Annotated in this window: 21 protein-coding genes and 1 pseudogene; 12 read left to right on the top strand and 10 right to left on the bottom strand. The window is 60.9% G+C overall.

Going from position 1 to position 23,262, the window contains the following annotated elements; all coding sequences use genetic code 11:
- Positions 1-56: 56 nt before the first annotated feature.
- The 4 genes from N2599_RS27050 to fhuB all read left to right on the top strand — a co-directional run bounded on the left by N2599_RS27050 (position 57) and on the right by fhuB (position 5,970).
- Positions 57-2,243 carry a TonB-dependent siderophore receptor gene (locus N2599_RS27050; RefSeq protein WP_027509604.1) on the top strand — a complete coding sequence of 729 codons (2,187 nt, stop codon included), beginning with the start codon at positions 57-59 and terminating at the stop codon, positions 2,241-2,243.
- Positions 2,244-2,358: 115 nt separating this feature from the next.
- Positions 2,359-3,117, top strand: coding sequence for an ABC transporter ATP-binding protein (locus N2599_RS27045; protein WP_425327112.1), 759 nt, complete (start codon positions 2,359-2,361; stop codon positions 3,115-3,117).
- Between the two features lie 32 nt (positions 3,118-3,149).
- A complete protein-coding gene (locus tag N2599_RS27040; RefSeq protein ID WP_051336528.1) occupies positions 3,150-3,995 on the top strand; it encodes an ABC transporter substrate-binding protein in 846 nt (281 codons plus the stop codon).
- Positions 3,988-5,970 (top strand): Fe(3+)-hydroxamate ABC transporter permease FhuB, encoded by a 1,983-nt coding sequence (gene fhuB / locus N2599_RS27035; RefSeq protein WP_037141704.1) that lies wholly within the window; start codon positions 3,988-3,990, stop codon positions 5,968-5,970. The genes N2599_RS27040 and fhuB overlap by 8 nt, the downstream gene beginning before the upstream one ends.
- A gap of 11 nt (positions 5,971-5,981) precedes the next feature.
- On the opposite strand, the gene N2599_RS27030 is transcribed toward fhuB, so the two are convergent.
- Both N2599_RS27030 and gstA read right to left on the bottom strand, forming a co-directional pair.
- Entirely contained in the window at positions 5,982-6,407 is a 426-nt protein-coding gene (locus tag N2599_RS27030; protein ID WP_027509608.1) for a YybH family protein, read from the bottom strand.
- Between the two features lie 86 nt (positions 6,408-6,493).
- Complete coding sequence (gstA, locus tag N2599_RS27025; protein ID WP_027509609.1) at positions 6,494-7,120, bottom strand: glutathione transferase GstA; 627 nt, start codon at positions 7,118-7,120, stop codon at positions 6,494-6,496.
- A gap of 188 nt (positions 7,121-7,308) precedes the next feature.
- Between gstA and N2599_RS27020 the strand changes: the two genes are divergently transcribed.
- Entirely contained in the window at positions 7,309-8,217 is a 909-nt protein-coding gene (locus N2599_RS27020; RefSeq protein WP_051336529.1) for a LysR family transcriptional regulator, read from the top strand.
- Positions 8,218-8,530: 313 nt separating this feature from the next.
- On the opposite strand, the gene N2599_RS27015 is transcribed toward N2599_RS27020, so the two are convergent.
- The 8 genes from N2599_RS27015 to N2599_RS26980 all read right to left on the bottom strand — a co-directional run bounded on the left by N2599_RS27015 (position 8,531) and on the right by N2599_RS26980 (position 16,649).
- Positions 8,531-9,151 (bottom strand): TerC family protein, encoded by a 621-nt coding sequence (locus N2599_RS27015; protein ID WP_027509611.1) that lies wholly within the window; start codon positions 9,149-9,151, stop codon positions 8,531-8,533.
- 143 nt (positions 9,152-9,294) lie between these two features.
- Positions 9,295-9,597, bottom strand: a complete 303-nt coding sequence (locus tag N2599_RS27010; RefSeq protein ID WP_027509612.1) for a hypothetical protein — start codon at positions 9,595-9,597, stop codon at positions 9,295-9,297.
- 152 nt (positions 9,598-9,749) lie between these two features.
- Positions 9,750-9,860, bottom strand: coding sequence for a cytochrome bd-I oxidase subunit CydX (cydX, locus tag N2599_RS27005; RefSeq protein WP_027509613.1), 111 nt, complete (start codon positions 9,858-9,860; stop codon positions 9,750-9,752).
- A 12-nt stretch (positions 9,861-9,872) separates the two neighbouring features.
- Positions 9,873-11,024, bottom strand: coding sequence for a cytochrome d ubiquinol oxidase subunit II (cydB, locus tag N2599_RS27000; protein ID WP_027509614.1), 1,152 nt, complete (start codon positions 11,022-11,024; stop codon positions 9,873-9,875).
- A 5-nt stretch (positions 11,025-11,029) separates the two neighbouring features.
- A complete protein-coding gene (locus N2599_RS26995) occupies positions 11,030-12,610 on the bottom strand; it encodes a cytochrome ubiquinol oxidase subunit I (protein WP_027509615.1) in 1,581 nt (526 codons plus the stop codon).
- A 76-nt stretch (positions 12,611-12,686) separates the two neighbouring features.
- Positions 12,687-14,375: an amino acid ABC transporter ATP-binding/permease protein gene (locus N2599_RS26990; RefSeq protein ID WP_027509616.1), complete on the bottom strand. Its 1,689-nt coding sequence runs from the start codon at positions 14,373-14,375 to the stop codon at positions 12,687-12,689.
- Complete coding sequence (gene cydD / locus N2599_RS26985; protein WP_027509617.1) at positions 14,372-16,072, bottom strand: thiol reductant ABC exporter subunit CydD; 1,701 nt, start codon at positions 16,070-16,072, stop codon at positions 14,372-14,374. Before cydD ends, N2599_RS26990 begins: the two co-directional genes overlap by 4 nt.
- 4 nt (positions 16,073-16,076) lie before the next feature.
- Positions 16,077-16,649, bottom strand: coding sequence for a GbsR/MarR family transcriptional regulator (locus tag N2599_RS26980; protein WP_027509618.1), 573 nt, complete (start codon positions 16,647-16,649; stop codon positions 16,077-16,079).
- Positions 16,650-17,219: 570 nt separating this feature from the next.
- Here N2599_RS26980 and N2599_RS26975 point away from each other — a divergent pair.
- From N2599_RS26975 to cobG, 7 genes and pseudogenes are all read left to right on the top strand, one after another.
- On the top strand, positions 17,220-17,426 hold the full coding sequence (locus N2599_RS26975; RefSeq protein ID WP_245209228.1) for a hypothetical protein: 207 nt from the start codon (positions 17,220-17,222) through the stop codon (positions 17,424-17,426).
- Complete coding sequence (locus N2599_RS26970) at positions 17,414-18,430, top strand: Lnb N-terminal periplasmic domain-containing protein (protein ID WP_027509619.1); 1,017 nt, start codon at positions 17,414-17,416, stop codon at positions 18,428-18,430. Before N2599_RS26975 ends, N2599_RS26970 begins: the two co-directional genes overlap by 13 nt.
- A gap of 624 nt (positions 18,431-19,054) precedes the next feature.
- Positions 19,055-19,588 (top strand): annotated as a pseudogene (locus N2599_RS26965) (alpha/beta hydrolase); the annotation flags it as partial.
- A gap of 14 nt (positions 19,589-19,602) precedes the next feature.
- Positions 19,603-20,364 (top strand): bestrophin-like domain, encoded by a 762-nt coding sequence (locus N2599_RS26960; RefSeq protein ID WP_027509620.1) that lies wholly within the window; start codon positions 19,603-19,605, stop codon positions 20,362-20,364.
- A 206-nt stretch (positions 20,365-20,570) separates the two neighbouring features.
- Positions 20,571-21,050: a DUF2938 domain-containing protein gene (locus N2599_RS26955; RefSeq protein ID WP_027509621.1), complete on the top strand. Its 480-nt coding sequence runs from the start codon at positions 20,571-20,573 to the stop codon at positions 21,048-21,050.
- Positions 21,051-21,079: 29 nt separating this feature from the next.
- Positions 21,080-21,838, top strand: coding sequence for a precorrin-6A synthase (deacetylating) (cobF, locus tag N2599_RS26950; RefSeq protein ID WP_027509622.1), 759 nt, complete (start codon positions 21,080-21,082; stop codon positions 21,836-21,838).
- A 43-nt stretch (positions 21,839-21,881) separates the two neighbouring features.
- Positions 21,882-23,261 (top strand): precorrin-3B synthase, encoded by a 1,380-nt coding sequence (cobG, locus tag N2599_RS26945; protein ID WP_027509623.1) that lies wholly within the window; start codon positions 21,882-21,884, stop codon positions 23,259-23,261.
- Position 23,262: the final 1 nt, after the last annotated feature.

Raw genomic sequence — 23,262 nt, 5'->3', positions numbered from 1 at the left:
AAATGGGCATTGGCCGCGGTATTCAAAGCTTCGCGGTGCAAGTGGGGTAAACGAATATGGGTGGGCAAACCAAGGGGCTTATCTTCCAGGCGCAACTATTGACCGGTGTTGCCGCCATCGGGCTGGCGGCCGCGATGCCGGCAGGGGCGCAGGAAACAACCGAACTGAAACCAGTCGTCATCCAGGGGGAGGCAGGAAGTGGCGACTCCGAGGCAACCGCGACGAGCCCGGTGAACAGTTATGCGGCGAAGCGCTCTGCGACGGGTTCCAAGTCGGACACGCCTTTGAATGAGATACCGCAGTCTGTCTCGGTTGTCGGGGCTGAGGAGATGAATGACCGCGGTGTCGTGAACAAGGTGGATGAGGCACTGCGCTATACTCCGGGCGTGACCACTCAACCTTTCGGCACCGACGGCGACACCGACTGGTTCTACATCCGTGGCTTCGACGCGACACAGACGGGCGTCTTCCTCGATAACCTCACGCTCTTCAGTTACGGTTTCGGCGGATTTCAGCTCGATCCGTTCATGCTGGAGCGCGTCGAGGTATTGAAAGGCCCGGCGTCTGTTCTTTACGGAGGTGCCAATCCCGGCGGCATCGTCAACCTGGTCCGCAAGCGACCGCTGGACGAGCCGCTCTTTTATACCGACATCGGCATCAACAGTAACGGCAACGCCTTCACAGGCTTCGACGTCTCCGACAAGGTCGGCTCGAGCGAGACGATGACCTACCGCATCACCGGCAAGGTTGCCGGCGGCGACAATTATTCGGATTTCTCGGAGGACCTGCGCGGCTTCATCATGCCGCAGATCACCGTCTCGCCGGATGCTTCCACTCGCTTTACCGCCTGGGCCTACCTTTCCGGTCTCGACCAAGTGCACACCGGTAACGGTTTCTTCCCTTATGTCGGCACCGTTGAGGACGCGCCCTTCGGCAAGATCGACCGTGACGCTTTTTACGGCGAGCCGGATATCGACGACGGCAGCTATGTGCAGAAGATGATTGGTTACGAGTTCGAGCACGAATTCGACAACGGCGTCAAATTCTCGCAGAACTTCCGTTACGGCCACCTCGATAAGCATGAAATCGGCCCGTATCTCAACGGTTGGGTCGGCGGTGTCCCGGCTGGGCCGAACTACCTGCTCGCCCGCATCGGCTTCGAAGGCCGCTCGGCCGTCGATACTTTTGCGATCGACAACCGGCTTGAGGGCGAAGCAGAACTCGGCGGCGCGACGCACAATCTGCTCGCAGGCGTCGACTATAAATATTATAGGTTGGATCATATTCAGAAGTGGCCGACCTGGCCGATCACCGCAACGCCGATCAGCGCGACGGACCCAATCTACGGACTGCCGCAGCCGGCAAATGGCGTTGGGATCGATCAAGTCGTGACTCAGAAGCAGATCGGCGTCTATGCTCAGGACCGCATCCATTTCGGCGACGGTTGGCTGCTGACGCTCAATGGCCGCTATGACTACGTCGATACCAATTCGGATGCTGTCGTTGGAACCACCTATGCCTCGAACGATAGCGCTGTGAGCGGCCGCGTAGGCCTTGCTTATGAATTCGAAAACGGTCTGACACCTTATTTCAGCGCGGCAACTTTCTTCAACCCGCTGATCGGCACCGGCGTTTCCGGGCCGCTCAAGCCGGAAGAAGGCCAGCAGTTCGAGGGTGGCATCAAATACGATCCGACGTTCATTGACGGCTCGTTGACTGCATCGCTCTTCCATATAACCAAGCGGAACAACGCAGTCAGCAATCCGGTGACCTTCGCTCAGACCCAGCTCGGCAAGGTCGAGTCGCGCGGCGCCGAACTCGAAGGCAAGGTGAACGTCAACCAGAACTGGAAGGCGCTCGGTTCCATCGCGTATACCGACACGGAAGTCCTCGAAAATGCAGGCAACCCGGCGCTCGTCGGCAACTCGCTCTATGTCGTGCCTAAGGTTACCGCTTCGCTCTGGGTCGATTATACGCTGACGACAGGTGTCTTCGAGGGCATGAGCTTTGGCGCAGGTGTCCGCTATCAGGGCTGGTCCTGGGCAGACGAAGCCAATACCAAGAAGGTCCCCGCCGCCACGGTCTTCGATGCAGCAATCCGCTACGAGAAGGAAAACTGGGGCGCCTCTCTCAACGTCGCCAACATATTCGACAAGGAATATGTCACGGCTTGCCGAGGGCTGACGGTCTGCGGCTACGGCGATGCGCGCACGATCACCTTCAAACTCAGCAAGAAGTGGTAAGTTGACAATCGAAGTATAGTTTTGCAGGAAACGCGAGGCGGAAGGGTATTTGCCCTCCCGAATGCTTTTTTATGCGGCAGCGGAGGTTTTGATCGTGTCCACACCCTTTTTGACGATGTCGGGCATCGGCTATGCGGCGGGCGCAAGGACGATCCTTTCGGGCATCGATCTGACATTGCAGCACGGGCGCATCTACGGGCTCGTCGGACCGAACGGCTCCGGCAAGAGCACGCTCATGAAAATCATCGCCCGACAGATCGCGCCCGTCTCCGGCACACTCACGCTTGCGGGCAGAGCGGCGGCGGAATGGGGCGGCCGCGCCTTTGCGCGCAACATCGCCTATATGCCGCAATTCACGCCGGCAACCGACGGCATGACGGTGCGCGAGCTTGTTTCGCTCGGCCGCTTTCCATGGCATGGCACGCTTGGCCGGTTCGGAAAAGTGGATCGTGATTTGGTCGATGACGCCATATCACGAACGGATCTTGATGAATTCAGCGACAGAATGGTGGCGAACATGTCCGGCGGCGAGCGCCAGCGCGCCTGGATCGCCATGATGCTGGCGCAGAACGCCCGCTGCCTACTGCTTGACGAGCCTACCTCGGCGCTCGACCTCGCGCACCAGGCATCCGTGCTTTCGCTCGTCCAGTCGCTGAGCCATGAGCGCGGATTGAGCGTCGTGATCGTGCTGCACGACATCAACCTTGCTGCGCGCTATTGTGACGAGATCATCGCGCTCAACCGCGGGCGCATCACCGCGCAGGGAACGCCGGCTGAGATCATGCACGCCGACCTGCTGCACGCGATTTTCGGCGTCGGCATGGGCGTTTTTTCGCATCCGGCACGCGGCGAACCCGTCAGCTATCTGCTGTGACGGCCATAGCGCACTTTACCCGCAGGCAGTTCATGGCGCTGACAGCTGTGCTCGCAACGCCGCCTTTTGTCAGGGCGGCTGACGCGCCACGGGTCGCGACGCTTGACTGGGCGCTGCTCGAAACGCTGCTTGCAATCGGCGCAAATGTAGTTGCCGGAACCGAGCTCCGTCAGTTCCGCCAGGTCGTGGTGAAGCCCGAGATTCCGGCATCTGTTTCCGACCTGGGACTGCGGGGCACACCGAATTTCGAAGTGCTGCGTTTCGCCAGACCCGACCTGATCTTCAACTCGAATTTCTATGCCTGGGCGGATGCACGCATGAGCCCGATCGCATCGGTTGAAAATCACGCGATCTACAAACCGGGCGAAGACCCATACGCACTTGCGCAGCAGACGACATTGGCAATCGGTGAACGGCTTCAGCTTGAGGCCGCAAGGCAGCTCACGGAAGAACTGGCTGCGAAACTTCAGCGCTATCGCGCCATCTTTTCTCAAGGCGACGGGCGTCCCGTCATCCCGATCAATCTCGGCGATTCGCGCCACTATCGCGTCTTCGGTTCAGACAGCATGTTCGGTGCCGTCCTGAACCGCACAGGGCTGACGAATGCCTGGCAGGGCGCGACCAGCTATTCCGCCACGGCGCCGGTCGGGATCGAGACGCTCGCCGCCATGCCGGATGCCTGGATCGTCCTGATCCCGCCGCACCCCGAAGATGCGCTGGCGACTTTGAGCGCCAGCGCCTTCTGGAACGCGCTTCCTGCCGTTCGTGAAGGCCGGGTGATGAGGCTCGGTTCCATCAACCCCTACGGCGCGCTACCGGCAGCGATGCGTTTTGCTGATCTTCTCGCGGAGGCGCTTTCCGATGCATGGAATGGCTGACCGCACGATTGCTGCATGCCAAACCCGGCAGCCGTTTGCAGCCGGTTTCGTGCTGGCGGGCCTTTGCCTTGTCGCGTTCGCGCTGCTCGTCCTGCTTCGCCCCAGGCTTCCAGACGATGAGGCAGCGCTTGACTCAATCCTGCTCTGGCAGAGCTTGATGCCACGCGCCGTGCTTTCGCTGATCGCCGGCGCTGCTCTTGGGCTTTCCGGCCTGCTTCTGCAGAGAGTTCTGCGCAACCCGATCGCCGACGCCTCGACGTTGGGTATCGCTTCCGGTGCTGAGCTGGCGCTCACGCTGGCGATGAGTTTTTCACCCCCGTTGCCGGGCATCTCGCGCGAGCTTGCGGCCTTTGCAGGCGGGCTTGCCGCCGTCGCCATCGTCCTGGCTTTGAGCTGGCGGCGCGGGCTCGATCCGGTAACCGTCGCTCTATCGGGCATGATCATCACGCTGATTGCGTCGGCCCTCAGCGTTGCCGTCGTCCTCGCCCGCGGCGAATATGCGATGTCGATCTACATCTGGGGTGCCGGGTCGCTCAGCCAGCAGGACTGGGACGGAGTCATTTCGCTCGCGCCGCGGCTTGCGATCGGCTTCACCGCCGCCGCCTTGCTTATTCGGCCACTCAGAGTTTTGTCGCTGGATGATACGGGAGCAAGAAGCCTCGGCGTGGCTCTTCGTGCGACGCGTTTTGCGGTGCTGGCTTTGGCGGTCTGGCTCTCGGCTTCGGTCACCGCTCGTGTGGGAATCATTGGCTTCATGGGGCTTGCGGCGCCGACGATCGCGCGCCTCGCCGGCGCGCGAACCACCGGACAAATCATGATAGCAGCGCCGCTGACGGGCGCCGGGTTGCTGTTTTTTACCGACTGCATCACGCAGCTGCTAGGCCCCGGCTTCACCGATCTTGCGCCTGCGGGAGCAGCAACGGCACTTCTCGGCGGTCCGCTGCTGCTTTACCTGCTGCCGCGCATTCATTCCTTCTCGGCGGTCGCACCTCAGTCTCCCTCTGCTTTTCGCCGCATCCGCAAGCCTTCCGCCGGCTTGGTTGTGCTGCTGGTCGCACTCACGGGGGTCATTGCGCTCGCATTGATGGTGGCTCCCGCCGATGACGGATGGCACATCGCAAGCGGCGCGCTTTTCGCGGACCTCCTGCCGTTTCGCCTGCCGCGCACGGCTGCCGCCGGCGGTGCGGGTGCGATGCTGGCAACGGCAGGTTTCATCATGCAGCGCGTGACCGGCAATCCGATTGCCAGTCCGGAAGTATCGGGCGTCAGCGCCGGCGGCGGGGCAGGGCTCACGGTTGCCCTCTTCATTTTCGGCTTTCCGTCGCCGACAGTCATGCTGACCGCGATGGCGCTGGGTGCGTTTACCTCCTTGCTCATCATGATCGCGATTGCGGCGCGCGCGCAGTTTGCTCCGGAGCGCATGCTGCTTGCCGGCATCGCCATCAGCGCCTTTTCTATGGCGGTCGTGACGATGGTCCTCGCGCAGGGCGACATGCGCGGCTACACCCTTCTGACCTGGCTTTCGGGCTCGACAAATCGGGCGGGACCGTTCGACGCATGGACCGCCGTGGCCGCCTTGGCCGTTCTGGCAGCGCCGCTACCTTTCCTGAGCCGATGGTTGACCATCCTGCCGCTCGGCGGTTCGGCGGCTCGCGCCTTCGGCCTTTCAGTGAGCATAAGCCGCCTTGTCCTTGCAACGATCGCAGCACTCATGACGGCCATTGCTTCCTACCTCGTTGGTCCTCTCAGCCTGACGGGTCTGATGGCCCCGCATCTTGCGAGATTGATGGGCTTCCAGAAAGAGGCGCATCAGCTTGCGGCAAGCATCCTTATCGGTGCCGCCGTTCTGATTTTCGCCGATTGGCTCTCGCGTGTCGTCATCTATCCCTATCAGGTTCCCGTAGGGCTCTTTGCCGCGCTGATCGGCGGCCCGTATCTGATTTGGCTGCTCACGCGGCAGCAGGCGCGTCGATGATGGCGGCATCGCTATTCGGTATGCGGGGGTGCGCCGACAGCCCAACTTGGATCAGCTCCAAATGGATGATCCAGGTAAAACACCCAGCTTCCATCGGGCAACCGGCGGTGAACTTCCATGCCATGATGATGCACTTCAGTTGGTTGGCCGTCCTCGTCAATGCCGTTGATTAACCATTGCGAACGGGTCATGGCGAAGTCTCCGGCGATCGTGGTGTGATGGGTGACCACATCCATGTGCGGCTTGAGGCCGATATAGGCAGCCATGGTTTGGCGGATGCCGTCGGCCCCGCGGGCAATCGTGGTTCCGCCGTGGACCTCATCGACCTGCACGATCGAGGCTTCCGGATGATACATTGCCGCCGCGGCTACGACATCGTGAGCGTTGAAGGCGCGGGCGAGCCAGAGATTGCAAAGTTCGGGGGATGGAGCGCCCATGGAAGTCTCCTTTCATTGAAAGCACTTACGCGGCTTTGCTTTGACAACACTGGAACTTAAAGCCGCGCTGAACCACTGTAACTTGCTCATGCCGCCACCTTCATGCCTTCCGCCGCCATTGCCGCACGAACCGCCGGCCGCGCACCGACCCGGCTCATGAAGTCGCGGAGGTGGGGAAAAGCGGCAAGGTCGATCTTCGCGAATTCGGACCAGCCGACGATTGTGAAGAGATAGGCGTCCGCAGCAGAAAACCGATCGCCCATCAGAAACGGCCCGCTCCTGGCGAGATGATCCTCGGCGAATTCAAGACGCTCGGTGATCTTCGTGCGCGCCACGTCCTGCGCCTGGGTTCCATATTCAGGGTGGAACAGCCAAGGGCTGTACACTTTGTGTAGTTCGGTCGCGATGAAATTCAGCCAGGACTGCAAGCGATATCGCTCCGGCGAACCAAATGCCGGAACCAGACCGGCATCCGGCTTCAGGTCGGCAATCAACTGGACGATGGCGGTACCTTCGGTCAGCACCGAGCCGTCGTCGAGTTCTAGCGCCGGTACGTAAAGATTGGGATTGATCACAGCGAAATCCACACCCGCTTCGGTCAGGTGTGGCGTCTTGCGGATATCCACCCGCTCGAGTTCAATCGGAATTCCAGCTTCCAGGGCGACGATGTGCGGGGATAGCGCGCAGGTTCCGGGGGCGTAGTAGAGCTTCACGGCGGGTCCTTTCGGTTAATCGTCACTTCTTGTGCCGAGTGCTGTCGCGGTTCGACGAAGACCCCATGGGTCATTCGACAAGCGCAAGGATAGGCCCAGTACGAACGCAAAGCTCGTTGGAGTTTTGCCAGCCCTGCTTGCACAGTTGCAAGCGCGTGATATGTTATCGACCTCGAATGGAGGCTGGAATGGAAGACTGGAACGAACTGCGTCTCGTCCTGGCCGTGCACAGGACAGGCAGTCTCACAGCGGCGGCAAGCGTGCTCTCTATCGATCATTCGACCGTGTTTCGCCGCTTGAATGCGCTGGAAAAGAGACTTGGCGTGCGTTTGTTCGAACGCCTTCCGGGTGGATCATATCAGGTGACGCAGGCCGGTGAACGAATGGCCGCCGCTGCCGAGCGGATGGAAGACGAGACGCTTGCGCTCGATCGTGACATTGCGGGCCGCGATCACCAGCTCTCCGGCAAGCTGCGCGTCACTTCCTCCGAAACGCTTGCATACAGCATGCTGACACGGCACCTCGCTGCGTTCCGCCAAGTGCATCCGGGGATTGTCGTCGAGCTCTTGATCGATAACCGCGTGCTCAGCCTGTCCCGCCGCGAGGCCGACATCGCGCTCCGTCCGGTTCGTCCGAGAGAAGGTGACCTTTGGGGACGCAAACTCGCCGATGTCGGCTGGATGCTCTATGCATCACCGATGGTTCTCGAGGCCATCGGGGGGCCGTTGACGCGGGCGCCGGATGCCGTCCGGAATCCGTTGATTGGCTGGGAAGAACATGTGGCCGGGATCGCTGCTGCCGACTGGCTCGGCCGTCACGCCCCGGCAGCCGCCTTTGTCTATCGCACGAGCAGTCTGGTCAATCAACTGGTAGCTGCCAAAGCCGGGATAGGCGTTGCACTGCTTCCCTGTTATCTCGGCGACAGCGACCTTGAACTGGCGCGCGCACTCGCCGACCCCATCGCGGAACTGGCGGGCGAGCTCTGGATCGTAACCCATACCGACCTGAAGGGCACTGCTCGCGTGCGCGCGTTTTTCGATATTGTCGGTGAGGGCCTCATCCGCGAGCGCGCGGTGTTTGAAGGCAAACTAACATAGCGCGATTGCGTCCGTTCGATCACTGCACGATGACCCTGACCGTAGGCATCGAGTTTTGTGCGCCGTCCCGCGGCGCCCGGCACCTGTTGTTTCGATCGCCCGCACCTGAAGCAGGCCTCGCCCCGTTCGGCCGGCATCCAAGGCAGAAAATAGCACTGCCAGGCAGAGCGGTTCCCAGGCGGTCATCACACACGTGAAGGTTCCGTTGGGACCGACATCGCTATCGCCAGTCTCATGAGCATCGCTGTCTTCTGGGAATATTAAAACGGACCGGCTTTCGCCGATCCGCCCTCAATCACAATTGCGTCAGCTCTTAGGGCTGCAGGTGCGGCCAAACTTCCAGGATGCCGCGATGGATCATGTCGAGCGCGACGTAGAGGATGATCAGCAGGCCGACATAGGCGATCCAGCGGTGGCGGTTGAGCAGCCGGGCGATGATGCCCGCCGCGACGCCCATCATGGCGATCGACAGTGCAAGGCCCAGGACCAGCACGGTCGGGTGCTCGCGGGCAGCACCGGCAACCGCCAGCACGTTGTCGAGCGACATCGACACGTCGGCGATCACGATCTGGGTTGCAGCCTGCATGAAGGTCTTCTTGGGCCCGGTGGAGGCAGCACCTTCCTGACCAAACTCGCCACCGTTCGCATGCTGCAAGCGAAGTTCGCGCCACATCTTCCAGCAGACCCAGAGCAGCAGCAGGCCACCGGCAAGCAGCAGGCCGACGATGCTTAAAAGCTGAACCGTCACGGATGCAAACAGAATACGCAAAACGGTGGCGGCAAGAATACCGACCAGAATGGCCTTCTTGCGCTGCACGGCGGGAAGCCCGGCTGCAGCAAGGCCAATGACGACGGCGTTGTCGCCGGCAAGAACAAGATCGATCGCGATGACTTGCAGGAGTGCAGTCAGGCCCGCAGCAGTAAAGATTTCCATGGAAACGTCCCCAGAATGCCTTCGAGAAGCGTGCTAGTGTCCCAGGAACGCCGCGTCAACCATGAATAACGCAAGGTCAAGCAAATGCAGCGTGGGAAACGTTCCTGTCCCCAAGTTTTAGGGGCGCGGGCGTCCAGGCGAATTCAGTGCTTCAACTTGATGATGATCTCCCGATATTCGTCGGCAATGGCAACCGCTGCCTTCGCAACGACCGGACTGATCGATTTGTGATCAATGGCCAGGCGGCAGGTTTCGAAAACGCCGCGCAGTTCGTGTTCAATATCGGAGAGATGCGGATACTTCTGCACCAGAAGGTGCGGCAGAACTTTAGCCTTTTGCTTCATGGGTTTGGTTTCATTGGAGAAAGCCTGTGGGTCGGCGATCACTTCCCGGATCGCATCTTCGAGACGCCAGGTTGCACCAATCATATCCGTGACTGACACCATGATATCCTCTCCTGCCGGCGCGCCATATTCCGATAGATATTAAGAGGCAATCCTTGTGCCAGATTAACCAAAAACGCGTCAGCGCTGGTGAGCGGCGGTTCGACAGGACGCATTCAAAAAGATCAGGCCGCAGGGCCTGACCTTTTTGTGCGTTATTGTTTCTTCTTCTTGGCTTCGTCGTCGACCAGTTCGTACCACATGGCGTTGAGGACGGCGAAGGCGGCTGCGAGCGGGAGCCCCAGAATCCATGCAAAATACCACATTGTTTTTCTCCTTCAGTATGCGTGGCCGCTTTTGTCCGTGACGCTCTTCTCGTCCACCTTGCCCCAGAGCACTTTGTAGACCCAGGCGGTATAGGCAAAAATGATCGGCAGGAAGATCAGCGACACGACGAGCATGATGAAGAGCGTCATATGGCTCGACGACGCGTCCCAGACGGTCAGGCTCGAGCGTGGATCGAGCGAGGAGGGCAGGATGAAGGGAAACATCGAGACGCCGACCGTCGAGATGATGCCGAAGATCGAGAGCTTGCTGAAGAGCAGGGTCGAGGCCTCCCGCCTGGCCCGCATTGCCGCAAACGCAAGTGCGGCGCCCGAAAAGCCGAACGCCGGAATGATCAGCAGCCAGGGATGGGTGCTGTAGTTCGCAAGCCATGAACCGCCATGCTCCGCGGTTTTCAAGAGCGGATTCGACGGACCGGCCGGACTGATAGGACTGGTGATGCGATAGCCATCGATGCCAAGCGCCAGGAGGAGGCCGCCGAGCGCAAAGAGCACGATAACGCAAAGGGCAGCGATGCTTCCATAGTTTCTGGCGCGCTCGGCAACGGGGCCGCCCGCCTTCAGCACCAGCCAGGATGCGCCGTGCATGACGAGCATGGCGACCGAGAGCAAGCCGCAAAGCAGCGCATATGGATTGAGAAGGCCGAAGAACGAGCCTTCATAGAAGATGCGCATGTCGTCGGCGAAACGGAAGGGAACGCCCTGCAACACATTGCCGACGGCAACGCCGAAGATCAGCGACGGCACGAAGCCGCCGATGAAGAGCGCCCAGTCCCAATTGTTGCGCCAGCGGGCGCTCTCACGCTTCGAACGGTATTTGAAGCCGACCGGGCGCAGGATGAGCGCCAAGAGGACCGCAAACATTGCAAGATAGAAGCCCGAGAAGGAAACGGCATAGAGCGGCGGCCAGGCGGCGAAGGTGGCGGCGCCGCCAACGATGAGCCAGACCTGGTTGCCTTCCCATATCGGGCCGATCGTGTTGATAGCGACACGGCGCTCCGTGTCGGTCTTCGCGACGAAGGGCAAAAGCGTGCCGACACCCAGGTCGAAGCCGTCGGTTGCCGCAAAGCCGATCAGCAACACGCCGAGCAGCAGCCACCAGATCACACGAAGGGTTTCGTAGTCGATGAGTTCATGAAGGATCATGGCGATCACTCCGCTGCCGGTGCGAGGGTTTCGGAAATGAGGGCGGCGCCCGGCTCGTCATCCGGTTCCGGGCCTTGCCTGATCGCCTTTAGCATCAGGCTCATTTCGACGACGATCAGCGTCGTATAAAGTGCGGCAAAACCGATGATGGTGATGAGCACCGTGCTTGCCCCCAGGCTGGAGACCGCCATCGCCGTCGGCAATACCCCTTCGATGACCCAGGGCTGGCGGCCGATCTCGGCGACGATCCAGCCTGCCTCGATGGCAATCCAGGGAAGCGGTATGGCAAAGACGGCGATCTTCAAGAGCAACGGATATTTGTCGAGATGGCGGCGGGCCGACAGCCAGAAGAAGACTGCCGTCAGGACGATGAAGAACATGCCGAGCCCGACCATGATGCGGAACGACCAGAAAAGCGTCGGCACATGCGGGATCGTGTCCCGTGCAGCCTGGGCGATCTGTTCTTCCGTTGCCTGACGGGGGTCGTCGACGTAGCGCTTCAATAAAAGTGCATAGCCGAGTTGGTGGCCGAGATCCTCGAAGGAGGTGCGAACCTCCTGCGCGATGCCGTCCGGCGTCGGGGCCGAGCGGATTTGCATCAGCGCATTGTAAGCCTTGATGCCATCGCGGATACGGGTTTCGGCCTGCTTCTCCAGCTTGTCGATGCCCGGAATTTCGGTCGTCAGCGAGCGCGTGCCGATCAGGCCCATGACCCACGGGATATGGATGGCAAAATGCGTTTCGCGGGTTTGCTGATCCGGAAAGCCGAAGGCCGTGAAGGCTGCCGGCGCCGGTTCCGTCTCCCACATCGCCTCGATTGCCGCGAGCTTCATCTTCTGGTTTTCCGTCGCAAGATAACCGCTCTCGTCCCCGAGCACGACCACCGAGAGAGCCGAGGCAAGGCCGAAGGAGGCGGCAACCGTCATCGAGCGCTTGGCAAGCTCGATATGGCGGCCCTTCAAGATATACCAGGCCGAAACGCCGAGCACGAAGATCGAGGCACAGACATAACCGGCCGAGACGGTATGAACGAATTTCGCCTGCGCGACGGGATTGAAGACGACGTCGAAGAAGCTCACGATCTCCATGCGCATGGTCTGCGGATTGAGCGCCGAGCCGACCGGGTTCTGCATCCAGCCGTTGGCAATTAAAATCCACAGTGCCGAGAAGTTCGAGCCGAGCGCCACGGCCCAGGTTGCGACCAGATGCCCGACTTTCGAGAGCTTGTCCCAGCCGAAGAAGAAGAGGCCGACGAAGGTCGCTTCCAGGAAGAAGGCCATGAGCCCTTCGATTGCCAGGGGTGCGCCGAAGATGTCGCCGACATAATAGCTGTAATAGCTCCAGTTCATGCCGAACTGGAATTCCATGACGATGCCGGTAGCCACGCCCAGTGCGAAATTGATGCCGAAGAGCGTGCCCCAGAATTTCGTCATCTGCCGCCAGATCTGGCGGCCGGTCATCACATAGGTCGTCTCCATGATCGCGAGCAGCACCGACAGACCGAGCGTCAGCGGCACGAACAGGAAGTGGTAAAGTGCCGTCAGCGCGAATTGGAAGCGCGATAGCGCGACGATATCTAGTTCCATTGTCTTTCTCCCACGGTCCCACGGGATGTCGAGAATTCCACGGGCGCCGGCCGGCGTCCGCAGTTACGCACAGCACTCAATCCGGCCTCAGCCGTTCGAGCGCGCTTTCGAACGCCGCCTCTCCGCGGCGCGAGATTTCGGTGATCCGGCCGCCTTCAATGATCGCGATCCGATCGGCGATCGCCGCCTCCCGGCGGGTATGGCTTGCAATGACGAGCGACCGGCCATGTGCCCTCGCCTTGAGACGGGCCACCACGTCACGTGCTGTTGCGCTGTCGAGACCTTCCGTCGGCTCATCGAGCAGCCAAAGCGGCGTATCCCGAAGGAAGAGGCGCGCAAGCGCCAGACGGCGGGATTGGCCGCCCGACAGACCGAAACCGCCCTCGCCAAGAGGGGTCCTAAGACCTTTCGGTAGAGCATCGACATCTGAAAGCAGCCCCGCGGCGGCAAGCACTTCGCGCAGTTCCATTTCGGACGCCTGTGGCTTGGCAAGCCGCAAATTGCCCTCGAGCGTATCCTGGAAGAGCTCGGTCCTTTGCGTCAGACGCGTCGCGTCCATGCATGCGGCAGTCCCGAAGCGGGGCTGGATTTCGCCCGCGAAAACCGACAGCAGGGTCGATTTTCCGGCACCACTCGGGCCGATCACGGCCAGAGTCTCACCCAGCTTCAATTCCAGGCTGATTGCATGCAGCGCATCTCTGGCGGAGCCATCATGCCTGACGCCTGCGGCCTGTAACGAAAGAGCCATGCCGGCTTCAGCCGCACGGCCTTTCGGCCGCAACGGCTCTTCAGCAAGGTGCGGACCGATACGCCTAGCGGCGACAAGGATCCGCCCGAGTTCCAAGGCGCCTCGCCGCAGGGCCGTGAAGGGTTCGACTGCTGCAAAGGCGATCAATAGCCCCAATGCGGCAACCGGCGCGGTGATCGCCTTTGCTTCAGTGAGTGCTGCCACCGCAAGAAGCGAGCCGGCGAGCAGGATCGCCGTGACGAGACCGAAGCTCAAGATGACACCTGTCTCGATCCGGTTCAGGTGACGATCGGCCTTGGCCGTGTAAGCATCGGCTGCGATGACGGCAGCGCATTGCGCTTGAATGCGCGATGCCATCAGGAGATCCGTCTGGCCGGCGGTCAAATCGATGGCGCGTGAGCGAAGCGCCTCGATGCCATAGGCGCGCCGGCGGGCAGGCCTTCGGGCAAGACAACCGGCAACGAGCGGAATACCGATGCCGGAGCAGATCAACAGCCCACCGACTGCGAGACCGAATGCTGGGTGCATGATGCCGAGCGTGATGACGGCGACAAGTGCAGCGCCTATCGCGGCAACGATCGGAACAAGAATTCTGAGGTAGAGCGAATCCAGAGCATCGATATCGGCCGTCAGGCGAAAAAGCAGTCTGGAGGGCCGACGGAGCAGATGGCGCGCTGCTCCTGGGCCAGCCCAGCCGCGAAAAAGCTTCTCGCGAAGTGCTGCCAGTATGCCCAGCGTTGCGTCATGCGTCGTTATCCGCTCGCCGTAACGCGCGGCCGTGCGGCCGATCGCAAGCATGCGGATTGCAGCTGCTGGCGCAAAGACGTCGAAGGCGATCGCCGCCGCCGATAGTCCGGCAATCGATGCGGCGGTGATGAACCAGCCTGACAGGCCGAGCAGGGCAAGGCCGGCGATAACCGTGACGGCCGAAAGCAAAGCACCGGTCAGCAGGCTGCGCGGTCTTTCAGCGAAGAAAAGCTCAAGGATCGGCGCAAGGGTCCGGAACTGGTTTCTCATTCAGCCGCCTCTTGTAAGAACTGTGTGCCGATGGCGATCCTGCGGCCCATGCGTGCCGCAAAACGCGGGTCATGTGTCGCGACAATGAGCGTCCGGCCCCTGGCAAGCGTAAGCAGGCTCTCCGTGATCTCCGCTGCGGTCACCGCGTCGAGATGTGCCGTCGGCTCGTCCGCCAGGATGATGCGAATGTCGGGATTGGCAGCCGCCCGTGCGATCGCAAGCCGCAACGCCTCGCCGCCCGAAAGGCCGGTACCGCTTTCGCCGAGCGGCCGCTTGCCATAGGCAGCCGCGACGCCGTCCAGCCTGGCAAGCGCCAAAGCCTCGTGCAGAATGCCGCGATGCCTGCCCAGCAAGACATTGCCGGCCAAGCTTCCGGCAAATATATGTGGCGCCTGCCCGATCCAGGCCATGGCCCTTCGCGCGCCCGCATCGACAGGCCGGCCGCCGATCAGGACTTGACCCGTCAGAGGTGGTGCCAGACCGGCGATCAGCGCAAGCAGCGTGGATTTTCCCGCACCGCTCGCACCGGCAAGCGCGACATGCTCGCCCTCTGTGAAAAGACAGTTGAAGCCGGCAAGCGCGAAGGGCCGCGAGCGATCGTAACGGAAGCTGACGTCGTTGAACTCAATGTCGAACCGATAAGTGCGCGGCGCCGAGCCGGCCGTCTCCAACTCGACGATCTCCATGCCGCAATCGGAAAGGCTATCAAGCGCCTTCACTGCCGCTTCTCCGGCGGCGCGGTCGTGCCAAACTGAGGAAAGTTCGCGCAAGGGCTCGAAAAAGGCGGGCGCAAGCAGGAGAATGAAAAGACCTTCGGTCAAGCTGAGCTTTCCCGACCATGTTCCGAAGCGGAGTTCGCCGAGAAGACTGAAGCCCACATAGACCGCGACCATTGCAACGCCGAGCGCTGCAAAGAGCTCCAGCACGGCTGAGGAGAGAAAGGCGATTTTCAGCACCGCCAAGGTGCGTGTCTTGAGGTCCTCTGCATCTGCCCGCAGCCGCGTGGCAGTCAGCCCGACCGCATCAAGCGACCGGATCGTGGCCAGTCCGCGGAGCCGATCGAGAAGAAATGCGTTGAGGCTGCCTGTTGCGGCGAGCTGCTTTTCGCTCGCTGCCTGCGCCCGCCAGCCGATGAGCGCCATGAAAAGTGGAATAAGCGGCATTGCGATGAACAGCGCAAGTGCCGCGACCCAGGAGATCGGCAAGATGCAGATGAGGATGATGGGAGGAATGGCGCTCGCTTTGAAGCGAGCCGGCAGGAAGCGCGAAAGGTAGGGAACGATCAGCTCCGCCTGCTCGCCGAGAATGCTCGCAACCCGCCCGGAAGCAGGACGCGTGCCGTCGATCGGCGATCGCCGGGCAAGCGCTGCAACGGCAATCTGTCTCCTCAAACCCAGTTCAGTGCGCGCCCTGTCGAAGGCGATCTGGCCGCCAGCCGCGTCAAGCAGCGCCTTTGCAATGCCGAGTACCAAGACAAAAAAGGCGGGCCAAAGGACATCGCGAAGACCGCCGCCATCCGCAGTGCGGCCGACGGCGTAAGCAAGTAGACCAGCTTGCGGGATCCACAAGAGGGCGGCAGCGGTTTGAACCGTAGCGGCATGACGAAGACGTGAAGGCTTGGACGAAAGCACCGGCGAGCCAATCGCTGGCGCTCCGGCTGCGCGCGCTTTTTCCTCGTCGAAGAAAGCACTCCCCATTGCGCTAGCTCTTGTTCGCAGGCCGACGCCCGCGGCCGAGCGATACCACCCGGTCCTTGGCTTCCAGAAGCTTCGTAACCTTTGCTCCCAAAGAGAGTAGCGTTGCGAGGCGCTCTGTTTCAAGTTGTTTTACGTCCTCATACCAATGTGTCAGTTGTTCGATCAAGCCGTGCATTTCGCTCATCCGCTGCTGGGCGAAGCGTTCGGCTTCGCTGGCAGGCCTTTGCATGAGGATTTCGCGCAAAACCGAAAGGGTGGGATCGACTTCGCGCTTCTTCCGTTCTTCGGCGAGCGTGCGCAGGATGAGCCAGACATCGTCAGGCGTGGTGAAGAAATCCCTGCGGTCGTCGGGCTTGTGTTTCAAAAGCACGAGGTTCCAGGCCTGCAGTTCGCGCAGGCTCATCGACACGTTGGAACGCGAGATGCCGAGCGCGTCGACGATCTCTTCGGCGCAGAGCGGCGACGGCGAGACATAAAGAAGCGCATAAATCTGGCCGACCGTGCGATTGATGCCCCAACGCGAGCCCATCTCACCGAAATGCAGAACGAAGGATTGAACGAGCGGCGGAAGGTTCATGCCAATTTCCGTTGTTCCTGTGATTTCAGAAATTACTGAAATCACTATACGCTCGTTTCCGTCTTTCTCAATCGAGCAAACCGGGCTGCGGCAATTTGGTTGCAGGCCTGGAAATCAATTCAGACAGTGATGTTCACAGCAAGGATCTGATCTGAGCGTCGCAAGGATACCGAGCATCCTTTCCGGCAACGAATCCGTATGACACGACCTACGGTCGCTTGGTTTGCGAGATCCCTTGCCCAACCCGATCGGCAGGTTCCGATGCCATCAGGACCCCCATGCGGTCGCTCCCGCTGCGGCGATGGCCTGAAGCCACGGTGGCCGCGCACCGCAAGAAACTCGCCGTGTTACTGTAACCTACATGGTGTCGGTCGGATTCTGTGTCATATTCATGACGACTGCGCGATGTGCGGGCCCCCCTCACATTGCCTGTCCGGGAGCGAAGGAATGGATACGACACGGAGTCACCAAGCGCAGGTTTTCCGAGCAGGCGCTGGAGATCGACGCGCTTGCCTCCCGCAATGAAGATTCGGAGAACCGTACAACGACTTTTCCATTGCGGACCATCTCGTGCGAGAGTGGGAGTCGTCTACGGCTCCGGAGCGAGACGGACGTTACGCCGAGGCGCTCGACCTCAAAGATGGCCTCGGCAAAGAGATCCGCACCATGCTGGATCTTGCCAAGGTCGTGCCATTCTGTGTCGCCGTTGAACGCGCGATCGCCGAATCGTCGCAGCACTGCCGCGGCTACAGAAAAGGAATAACATGCCTCGACTGATGGCGCTCATCCTCAACTTCGCGGTCGCCGTAATCATGGCGGCTTTGACAGCCTGGTGTTCACTGGCCCTCTGGTATCGCCTGCCACTGCCTGATGCCGGGCGGGCAATTGGCGCTGGCGTCTTCCTCGTCTTCGGTCTCTTTACTGTAGCGGCGCTTGCCAGCCGGCTGCGCATGAGAGCCATCCTTTCGTTCGCTGTCGTGTTCGCCCCGGTTCTCTTCTGGTGGAACTCGATCAAGCCGGAAGCGAACGCTGCATGGGCACCAGATGTCGCCCGGCAGGTCACGGGTCGTGTCGACGGAAATTCGCTGACCTTGACTGATGTCCGGGACTTCGGCTGGCGAAGCAATTCCGACTTCACGGAGCGCTGGACGACACGAACCTACGATGTCAGCAAGGTGAAGACCGTCGACCTGTTCATGTCATACTGGGCGGGGCCGAAGATCGCACATGTCATCTTCAGCTTCGGCTTCGAAGGCGGCGAGCAGCTCGCCTGGTCGATCGAGGTACGCCACAAGGTCGGTGGCGCGTTTTCTCCCCTTGCCGATCTCTTCAAGAACGACCCACTTGTAATCCTTGCCGCGGACGAACGTGACGTTGTCGGCGTCCGCTCCAATGTGCGGGGCGAGGACGTGCAAATCTATCGGCTGAGAGCCAGTCCCGAGCAGGCACGAAATCTGCTTCTCGAATACGTCGCCGGGGCCAACGCCCTTGCCCAGACTCCGCAGTTCTACAACTCGATCACGACGAACTGCACGACGACCGTCGCCAAGCTGATGCGTGTCGCCGGAGACAAGGTGCCGTTCGACTGGCGGCTGATCGTCAACGGTTATCTTCCCGACTACGCCTATGACCGAGGAGCCATCGACACGTCGATGCCGCTCGCCCGATTGCGAGAAATTTCGAAAATCGACGAGCGGGCGCGGGCGGATGGATTATCGCCCAACTTCTCGAAGGCAATCCGTCTCGGCGTGCCCGCCCCGGCCGCCGTCGCTACGCCGTAACCACCAGTAACATACTGAGGAAATCGCGATGATTGAGGCATGGTGCGCCCTCTCAGGAATTCGCTAGGTGAAGTTTCACCTGCGCCTTTAAACAGGACGGAACGTGAAGCTCATTAAGCACTTTCAGAACGCCACCACGGCTACGGATCTCCTGATGATGGTGGCCGTACCAATGCTCGCTCCGACCCCGGCCGAAGTCCCCCGTGCATCGCAGGCGCGGCCTCCCTCGCCGGAACGCCGCCGCAGTCTGGCATGTGCCGACAGCACCGAGAACACAGGTTTCTGTGACGTCTGGCCGCGATAACGTGCTATGAAATTTGAGGACGGACGACGACAGCTTTAGACAGACAACCGCAGACAGGGTCAGTGCGATACACAAGCAGGTGGAAGACTATGCCTCGCGCCGTCTCATGGGCAGAAGCACCACGTAAATGATTGAGAAGATCCTCGCCCCCTGATGTGGCGACGGAACATGTCACGCGAACAGCACAAGTGTCTGTCGCATCCACAAACTACTGTCTGATTTCGGGAATGTGACTGCGAGCCGACGTCGGAATGCTAATGGGGGATGACTTGCGCTTGTTTAACTCGTTGACTGCTGGTCGTATTTGGCGACTTCTTCCATATCTTGCGCAGATCGAGGACATGGGCGACCCGCACCCGCAGTTCACTCTGTTCGTCTCCCGTGACGACAAGGCGCTCGCTTTCTCGCGACGGGTCTGGGGCAACATTCCGCGCCAGGGGTCGATCGATCCCGAAACCGCGCCGTACAAGGCGGAGCTTGCCGACTACAAGATTTCGGAGATCGACCTCACCAAGATCAAGGTCAGCGACGATCTCAATCACAGCAAGTTCGCGGAATCCCCGGAAGTCGTCCAGCTCATCGGCGCGCGGCTGTCCGAAGGGCAGACGCTGACCGACAGCCGGGTCGGTCTCGGCGACACCATCCTTGCCGGAACAACCGAGGTGGCCGCTGCCGCCGGAAGTGCCGCGGGCCTCGTACTGACCGCCCCCGTCGCGGTGTTTGACGCCGATACTCGCGGCAACGACGCCAATCATGTCGGCGGCCTGACCGGACAAGTCAGCGGAAGGCAGAAGGTTGCGGTCAAGAATTGCGCGGCGATGCCGACCGCCCCGGCGTGCCTGACGCAGAGATAGCAGGAGGCGCCCGTTTGAGTTCGATCGCCCTTGGCACGCTCGTCTTCATCTGCCTGTTCGGGGCATCGCTCATCGGCATCCTTGTCCGTAACCGCCTGCCAGCCCATCACCTGGATGCCGAATCCAAGGACGTGATCCGCTTGTCGACGGCGGTCGTCGGCACGTTGTCTGCCCTTGCCCTCGGGCTGCTGATTGCGTCCGCGAACACCGTCTACAACACCGCCGAAGCCGAACTGCGGACCTCGGTTGCCCGCTTGCTGCTACTTGACCGGGTAATGGCGCAGTACGGCCCAGAGACGGCGGATGCACGCAGCCGGCTGCATCGTCTAGTCGAGAACAGACTTGTTCAGGGGTGGGGCACCGCGGCCGAGCAGGCGGGAATCGAACCGTATGATGAAAACCAAGGCATCGAGCCTGTACAGGGTGAACTTCGCAACCTCGTTCCGGCGACCGAGCCGCAGCGACTGCTTCAGGCTCGCGCCCTCGAGGTCAGCGGCCTCTTGGCCGAAGCCCACTGGATGCTCGTCGAAAGCAGTTCGGAAGGGTTGCCGACCGCGTTTCTCGTCATTCTTGTCTTTTGGCTCGCGTGGCTGTTCCTGACCTTCGGGCTCCAGGCTCCGGCCAATCCGACCGTGATCGGCGTCATGCTGGTCTGCTCGCTGTCGGTCGCTGCAGGGGTCTTCCTTGTCATCGACATGGCGCATCCGTATCTCGGTGTCATCCACGTCTCGGACGGGCCGCTACGGGCCGCCCTTGGGCACATTGCCTCTCGATAGTTACGAGGTGCGGACCGGGTCAGCCTCTCGCCTCCGGTTCAGCCTTCATTGCTGATCGGAGAATATCTGTGGCCAACTGAGGCAAGCGCTTGGGGTGTCATTTCGCGCAGTACCGGAACCGGCCCCCTGAGTGTAAGAGCGATGTTGCAGGGTTTGCCGCCCGTGTTTAAGACAGTCCGGCAATTCTACCATTCGGGATCGTCATCATGTTCGATATTTTATGGCGCGGCATAGCAATGGGGATCGGCGCGACGATCCTCATGGATATTTGGGCAATCGTCCTTTTCCGGGCCTTCGGTCAGGCGCCTGCCAACTGGGCGCCTGTCGGACGGTGGTTCTGGCACCTCGGGCGCGGCAAGGTTTTTCACGACAATATTGCCGATGCCGAGCCCTATAGGCACGAACTGGCGCTGGGCTGGATCGGGCATTATGCAACCGGCATCGTCTATGGCCTTGTTCTTGCGGTTCTCATGGGGCCATCCTGGCTGACAGCGCCAACTTTCATCCCCGCTTGGATCCTCGGTATTGTGACCGTCGGGGCCGGCTGGTTTCTGCTGCAGCCGGGGCTCGGCATCGGCTGGGCCGCGTCGAAGACGCTAAACCCGAACAAGGTACGTGCACTCAATCTGCTCGCGCATACCGTTTTCGCGATCGGGCTTTTCGGCACCGCGCTCCTGATCCGTTAAAAGCGGCGCAAACCCCGCAAGGAGGCTCAGTGAAGAATATTTACGTCATCGGCATCGGCACCGGAAACCCGGAACATATGACCATCCAGGCGATCAACGCCATGAACGCTGCCGATCACGTCTTTATCCCCACAAAGGGCGCACAGAAAGAAGAGCTTGCAGATGTACGCCGCGAAATCTGTGCGCGATATCTCAACAAGGCGGACAGCAAGATCATCGAATTCGCCGTGCCTCGTCGCGAGACGAAGGAGCGCAGTTATGGGCAGAGCGTCGATGAGTGGCATGAGACAATCGCTGCAACCTATCGTCAGTTGGTCGGCGATCTGCCGGAAAACGGCACAGCCGCCTTTCTCGTATGGGGCGATCCGAGCCTCTACGACAGCACGTTGCGCATCCTGGAGCGGGTGCGGGATAAAGTGGAATTTGAGATCACCGTCATCCCGGGTATTACCAGCATTCAAGCGCTCGCCGCGAGCCACCGCATCCCCGTCAATCTCGTCGGCAAGCCGGTGGAAATTACGACCGGCCGTAGGCTTGCCGAAGAGGGGCTCAAGACGGAAAGTACGGTTGTAATGCTCGATGGAATCCAGGCGTTTACGACGGTCGATGATCCGGACACGGAAATCTTCTGGGGAGCCTATCTTGGCACGGAAGACGAAATCGTCCGTGCCGGGCGCCTCGGCGATGTCGCCGATGATATCGTCAGGGCACGCGCTGAAGCGCGCGAACGGCATGGCTGGATCATGGACATCTACTTATTGCGCAAAGGCTGCGACGTTAAGAACTAGTCGCGGCGCTTTGCCGGGGGGCCGCCGTCCTGTAAGGGCAGGAATGAAAGGACGAGCCATGGGCTTTGCCGGCGAAAGAAAGATCGACAGGGAAGCGCACGTCGTTGCCGCGCAAGAATCGCGCCGCGGCGCCTGTCCGACGCTTGCCGCACCCATGGCGACCGGCGACGGCCTGCTCGTGCGGTTGCGGCCGGCCGGCGGCGCGCTGACGCCTGCGCAATTCAAGATGCTTGCAGCCTCCGCAGCGGCAAACGGCAACGGTCTTCTGGAAATTTCCGCGCGCGGAAGTCTGCAAGTCCGCGGTCTGCGGCCGGAGACTGTCGATCGGCTTGCTGCTGATGTCGAAGCGGCAGGAATTCTTGTTCCGGCAGGTCCGTCGATCGAGCTTTCGCCCCTACATGGCATCGACCCGCGCGAGATAGGAAATCCCGCCGCCATCGAAGCGCGGCTGCGTGATGAGCTAAGGATTGCGCTGTCTTCACCACTTCTGGCCCCGAAGCTCTCCATCATCGTCGACGGTGGAGGACGTTTCGGTCTATCCGGTCTTTCAGCCGATATCCGCGTTGCCGCTCTGGGCGAAGGCCGCTGGCGGGTTGCGATAGACGGCGATGGTAAAACGGCCGTGCCTGTTTGCATCGGCTCGGCGGATGACGCTGTCCGGACGATCGGGCAATTGCTGGCGATGCTCGTGAAAATCGGCATGCATCTTCGAGCGCGCGACATCGGACCGGCTGCCTTGCGCGACATGTTTCCGGCAATGGAGGCGCAATTTGTCACCGCGCCTCATTCAGAAACGCCAAGGCCCGGAGTTCATCAGCTTGCCAATCGCAGCGTTGTCCTTGGCCTCAGGCCACATTTCGGCCAGATCAATGCAAGCGATCTGTCGATGTTTCTGGGAGAGGCCGAGCGCTTCGCGGCAGCAGAAATTCGGCTGGCGCCGGGCCGGCTATTTTATTTGACCGGTTTGAACCCACAAAGTGCAGAGCGGTTGCAAGAGGTAGCAACGGATCTTGGCTTTAGCTCCGATCCAAACGATTCGTTTGCAAAGATTGCGGCTTGCGCTGGCGCGGGGGCCTGCGCCTCGGGTTTTTATGAAACGAAGGTGCGGGCAGAGCATCTGCTGCAGCATGCATCGGCCCTTCTCGACGGATCGCTGGCGGTTCACCTTTCCGGCTGTGCCAAGGGATGTGCTCATCCGCGGCAAGCTCTCACAATCATTGGGATGCCCGGCGGTTATGGTATTGTGTTGAACGGACGGGCGGGCGACAGGCCGGATGTAACGATTGCTGGCAGCGAGATCGATTCCGCTATAGAGAAGCTCGCCCGGCTTGTCGGGAAGAACAAGAGCCCTTGCGAATCGGCGGCTGCCTGCCTGACGCGGCTCGGCCCCCAGGCGATCGCCAACGCGCTGAAACAGGAATAGG

This window comes from Rhizobium sullae, from assembly GCF_025200715.1.
GTDB lineage: Bacteria > Pseudomonadota > Alphaproteobacteria > Rhizobiales > Rhizobiaceae > Rhizobium > Rhizobium sullae.
Note: the sequence above shows the minus strand (reverse complement) of the source record. Positions and strands in the feature narration are given on the sequence as shown.

Excerpts from the sequence above, each read along its gene's own strand:
- N2599_RS27050 (WP_027509604.1), top strand. The coding sequence starts at position 57 with ATGGGTGGGCAAACCAAGGGGCTTATCTTCCAGGCGCAACTATTGACC.
- N2599_RS27045 (WP_425327112.1), top strand. The coding sequence starts at position 2,359 with ATGTCGGGCATCGGCTATGCGGCGGGCGCAAGGACGATCCTTTCGGGC.
- N2599_RS27040 (WP_051336528.1), top strand. The coding sequence starts at position 3,150 with ATGGCGCTGACAGCTGTGCTCGCAACGCCGCCTTTTGTCAGGGCGGCT.
- fhuB (WP_037141704.1), top strand. The coding sequence starts at position 3,988 with ATGGCTGACCGCACGATTGCTGCATGCCAAACCCGGCAGCCGTTTGCA.
- N2599_RS27030 (WP_027509608.1), bottom strand. The coding sequence starts at position 6,407 with ATGGGCGCTCCATCCCCCGAACTTTGCAATCTCTGGCTCGCCCGCGCC.
- N2599_RS27020 (WP_051336529.1), top strand. The coding sequence starts at position 7,309 with ATGGAAGACTGGAACGAACTGCGTCTCGTCCTGGCCGTGCACAGGACA.
- N2599_RS27015 (WP_027509611.1), bottom strand. The coding sequence starts at position 9,151 with ATGGAAATCTTTACTGCTGCGGGCCTGACTGCACTCCTGCAAGTCATC.
- N2599_RS27010 (WP_027509612.1), bottom strand. The coding sequence starts at position 9,597 with ATGGTGTCAGTCACGGATATGATTGGTGCAACCTGGCGTCTCGAAGAT.
- cydX (WP_027509613.1), bottom strand. The coding sequence starts at position 9,860 with ATGTGGTATTTTGCATGGATTCTGGGGCTCCCGCTCGCAGCCGCCTTC.
- cydB (WP_027509614.1), bottom strand. The coding sequence starts at position 11,024 with ATGATCCTTCATGAACTCATCGACTACGAAACCCTTCGTGTGATCTGG.
- N2599_RS26995 (WP_027509615.1), bottom strand. The coding sequence starts at position 12,610 with ATGGAACTAGATATCGTCGCGCTATCGCGCTTCCAATTCGCGCTGACG.
- N2599_RS26990 (WP_027509616.1), bottom strand. The coding sequence starts at position 14,375 with ATGAGAAACCAGTTCCGGACCCTTGCGCCGATCCTTGAGCTTTTCTTC.
- cydD (WP_027509617.1), bottom strand. The coding sequence starts at position 16,072 with ATGGGGAGTGCTTTCTTCGACGAGGAAAAAGCGCGCGCAGCCGGAGCG.
- N2599_RS26980 (WP_027509618.1), bottom strand. The coding sequence starts at position 16,649 with ATGAACCTTCCGCCGCTCGTTCAATCCTTCGTTCTGCATTTCGGTGAG.
- N2599_RS26970 (WP_027509619.1), top strand. The coding sequence starts at position 17,414 with ATGCCTCGACTGATGGCGCTCATCCTCAACTTCGCGGTCGCCGTAATC.
- N2599_RS26955 (WP_027509621.1), top strand. The coding sequence starts at position 20,571 with ATGTTCGATATTTTATGGCGCGGCATAGCAATGGGGATCGGCGCGACG.
- cobG (WP_027509623.1), top strand. The coding sequence starts at position 21,882 with ATGAAAGGACGAGCCATGGGCTTTGCCGGCGAAAGAAAGATCGACAGG.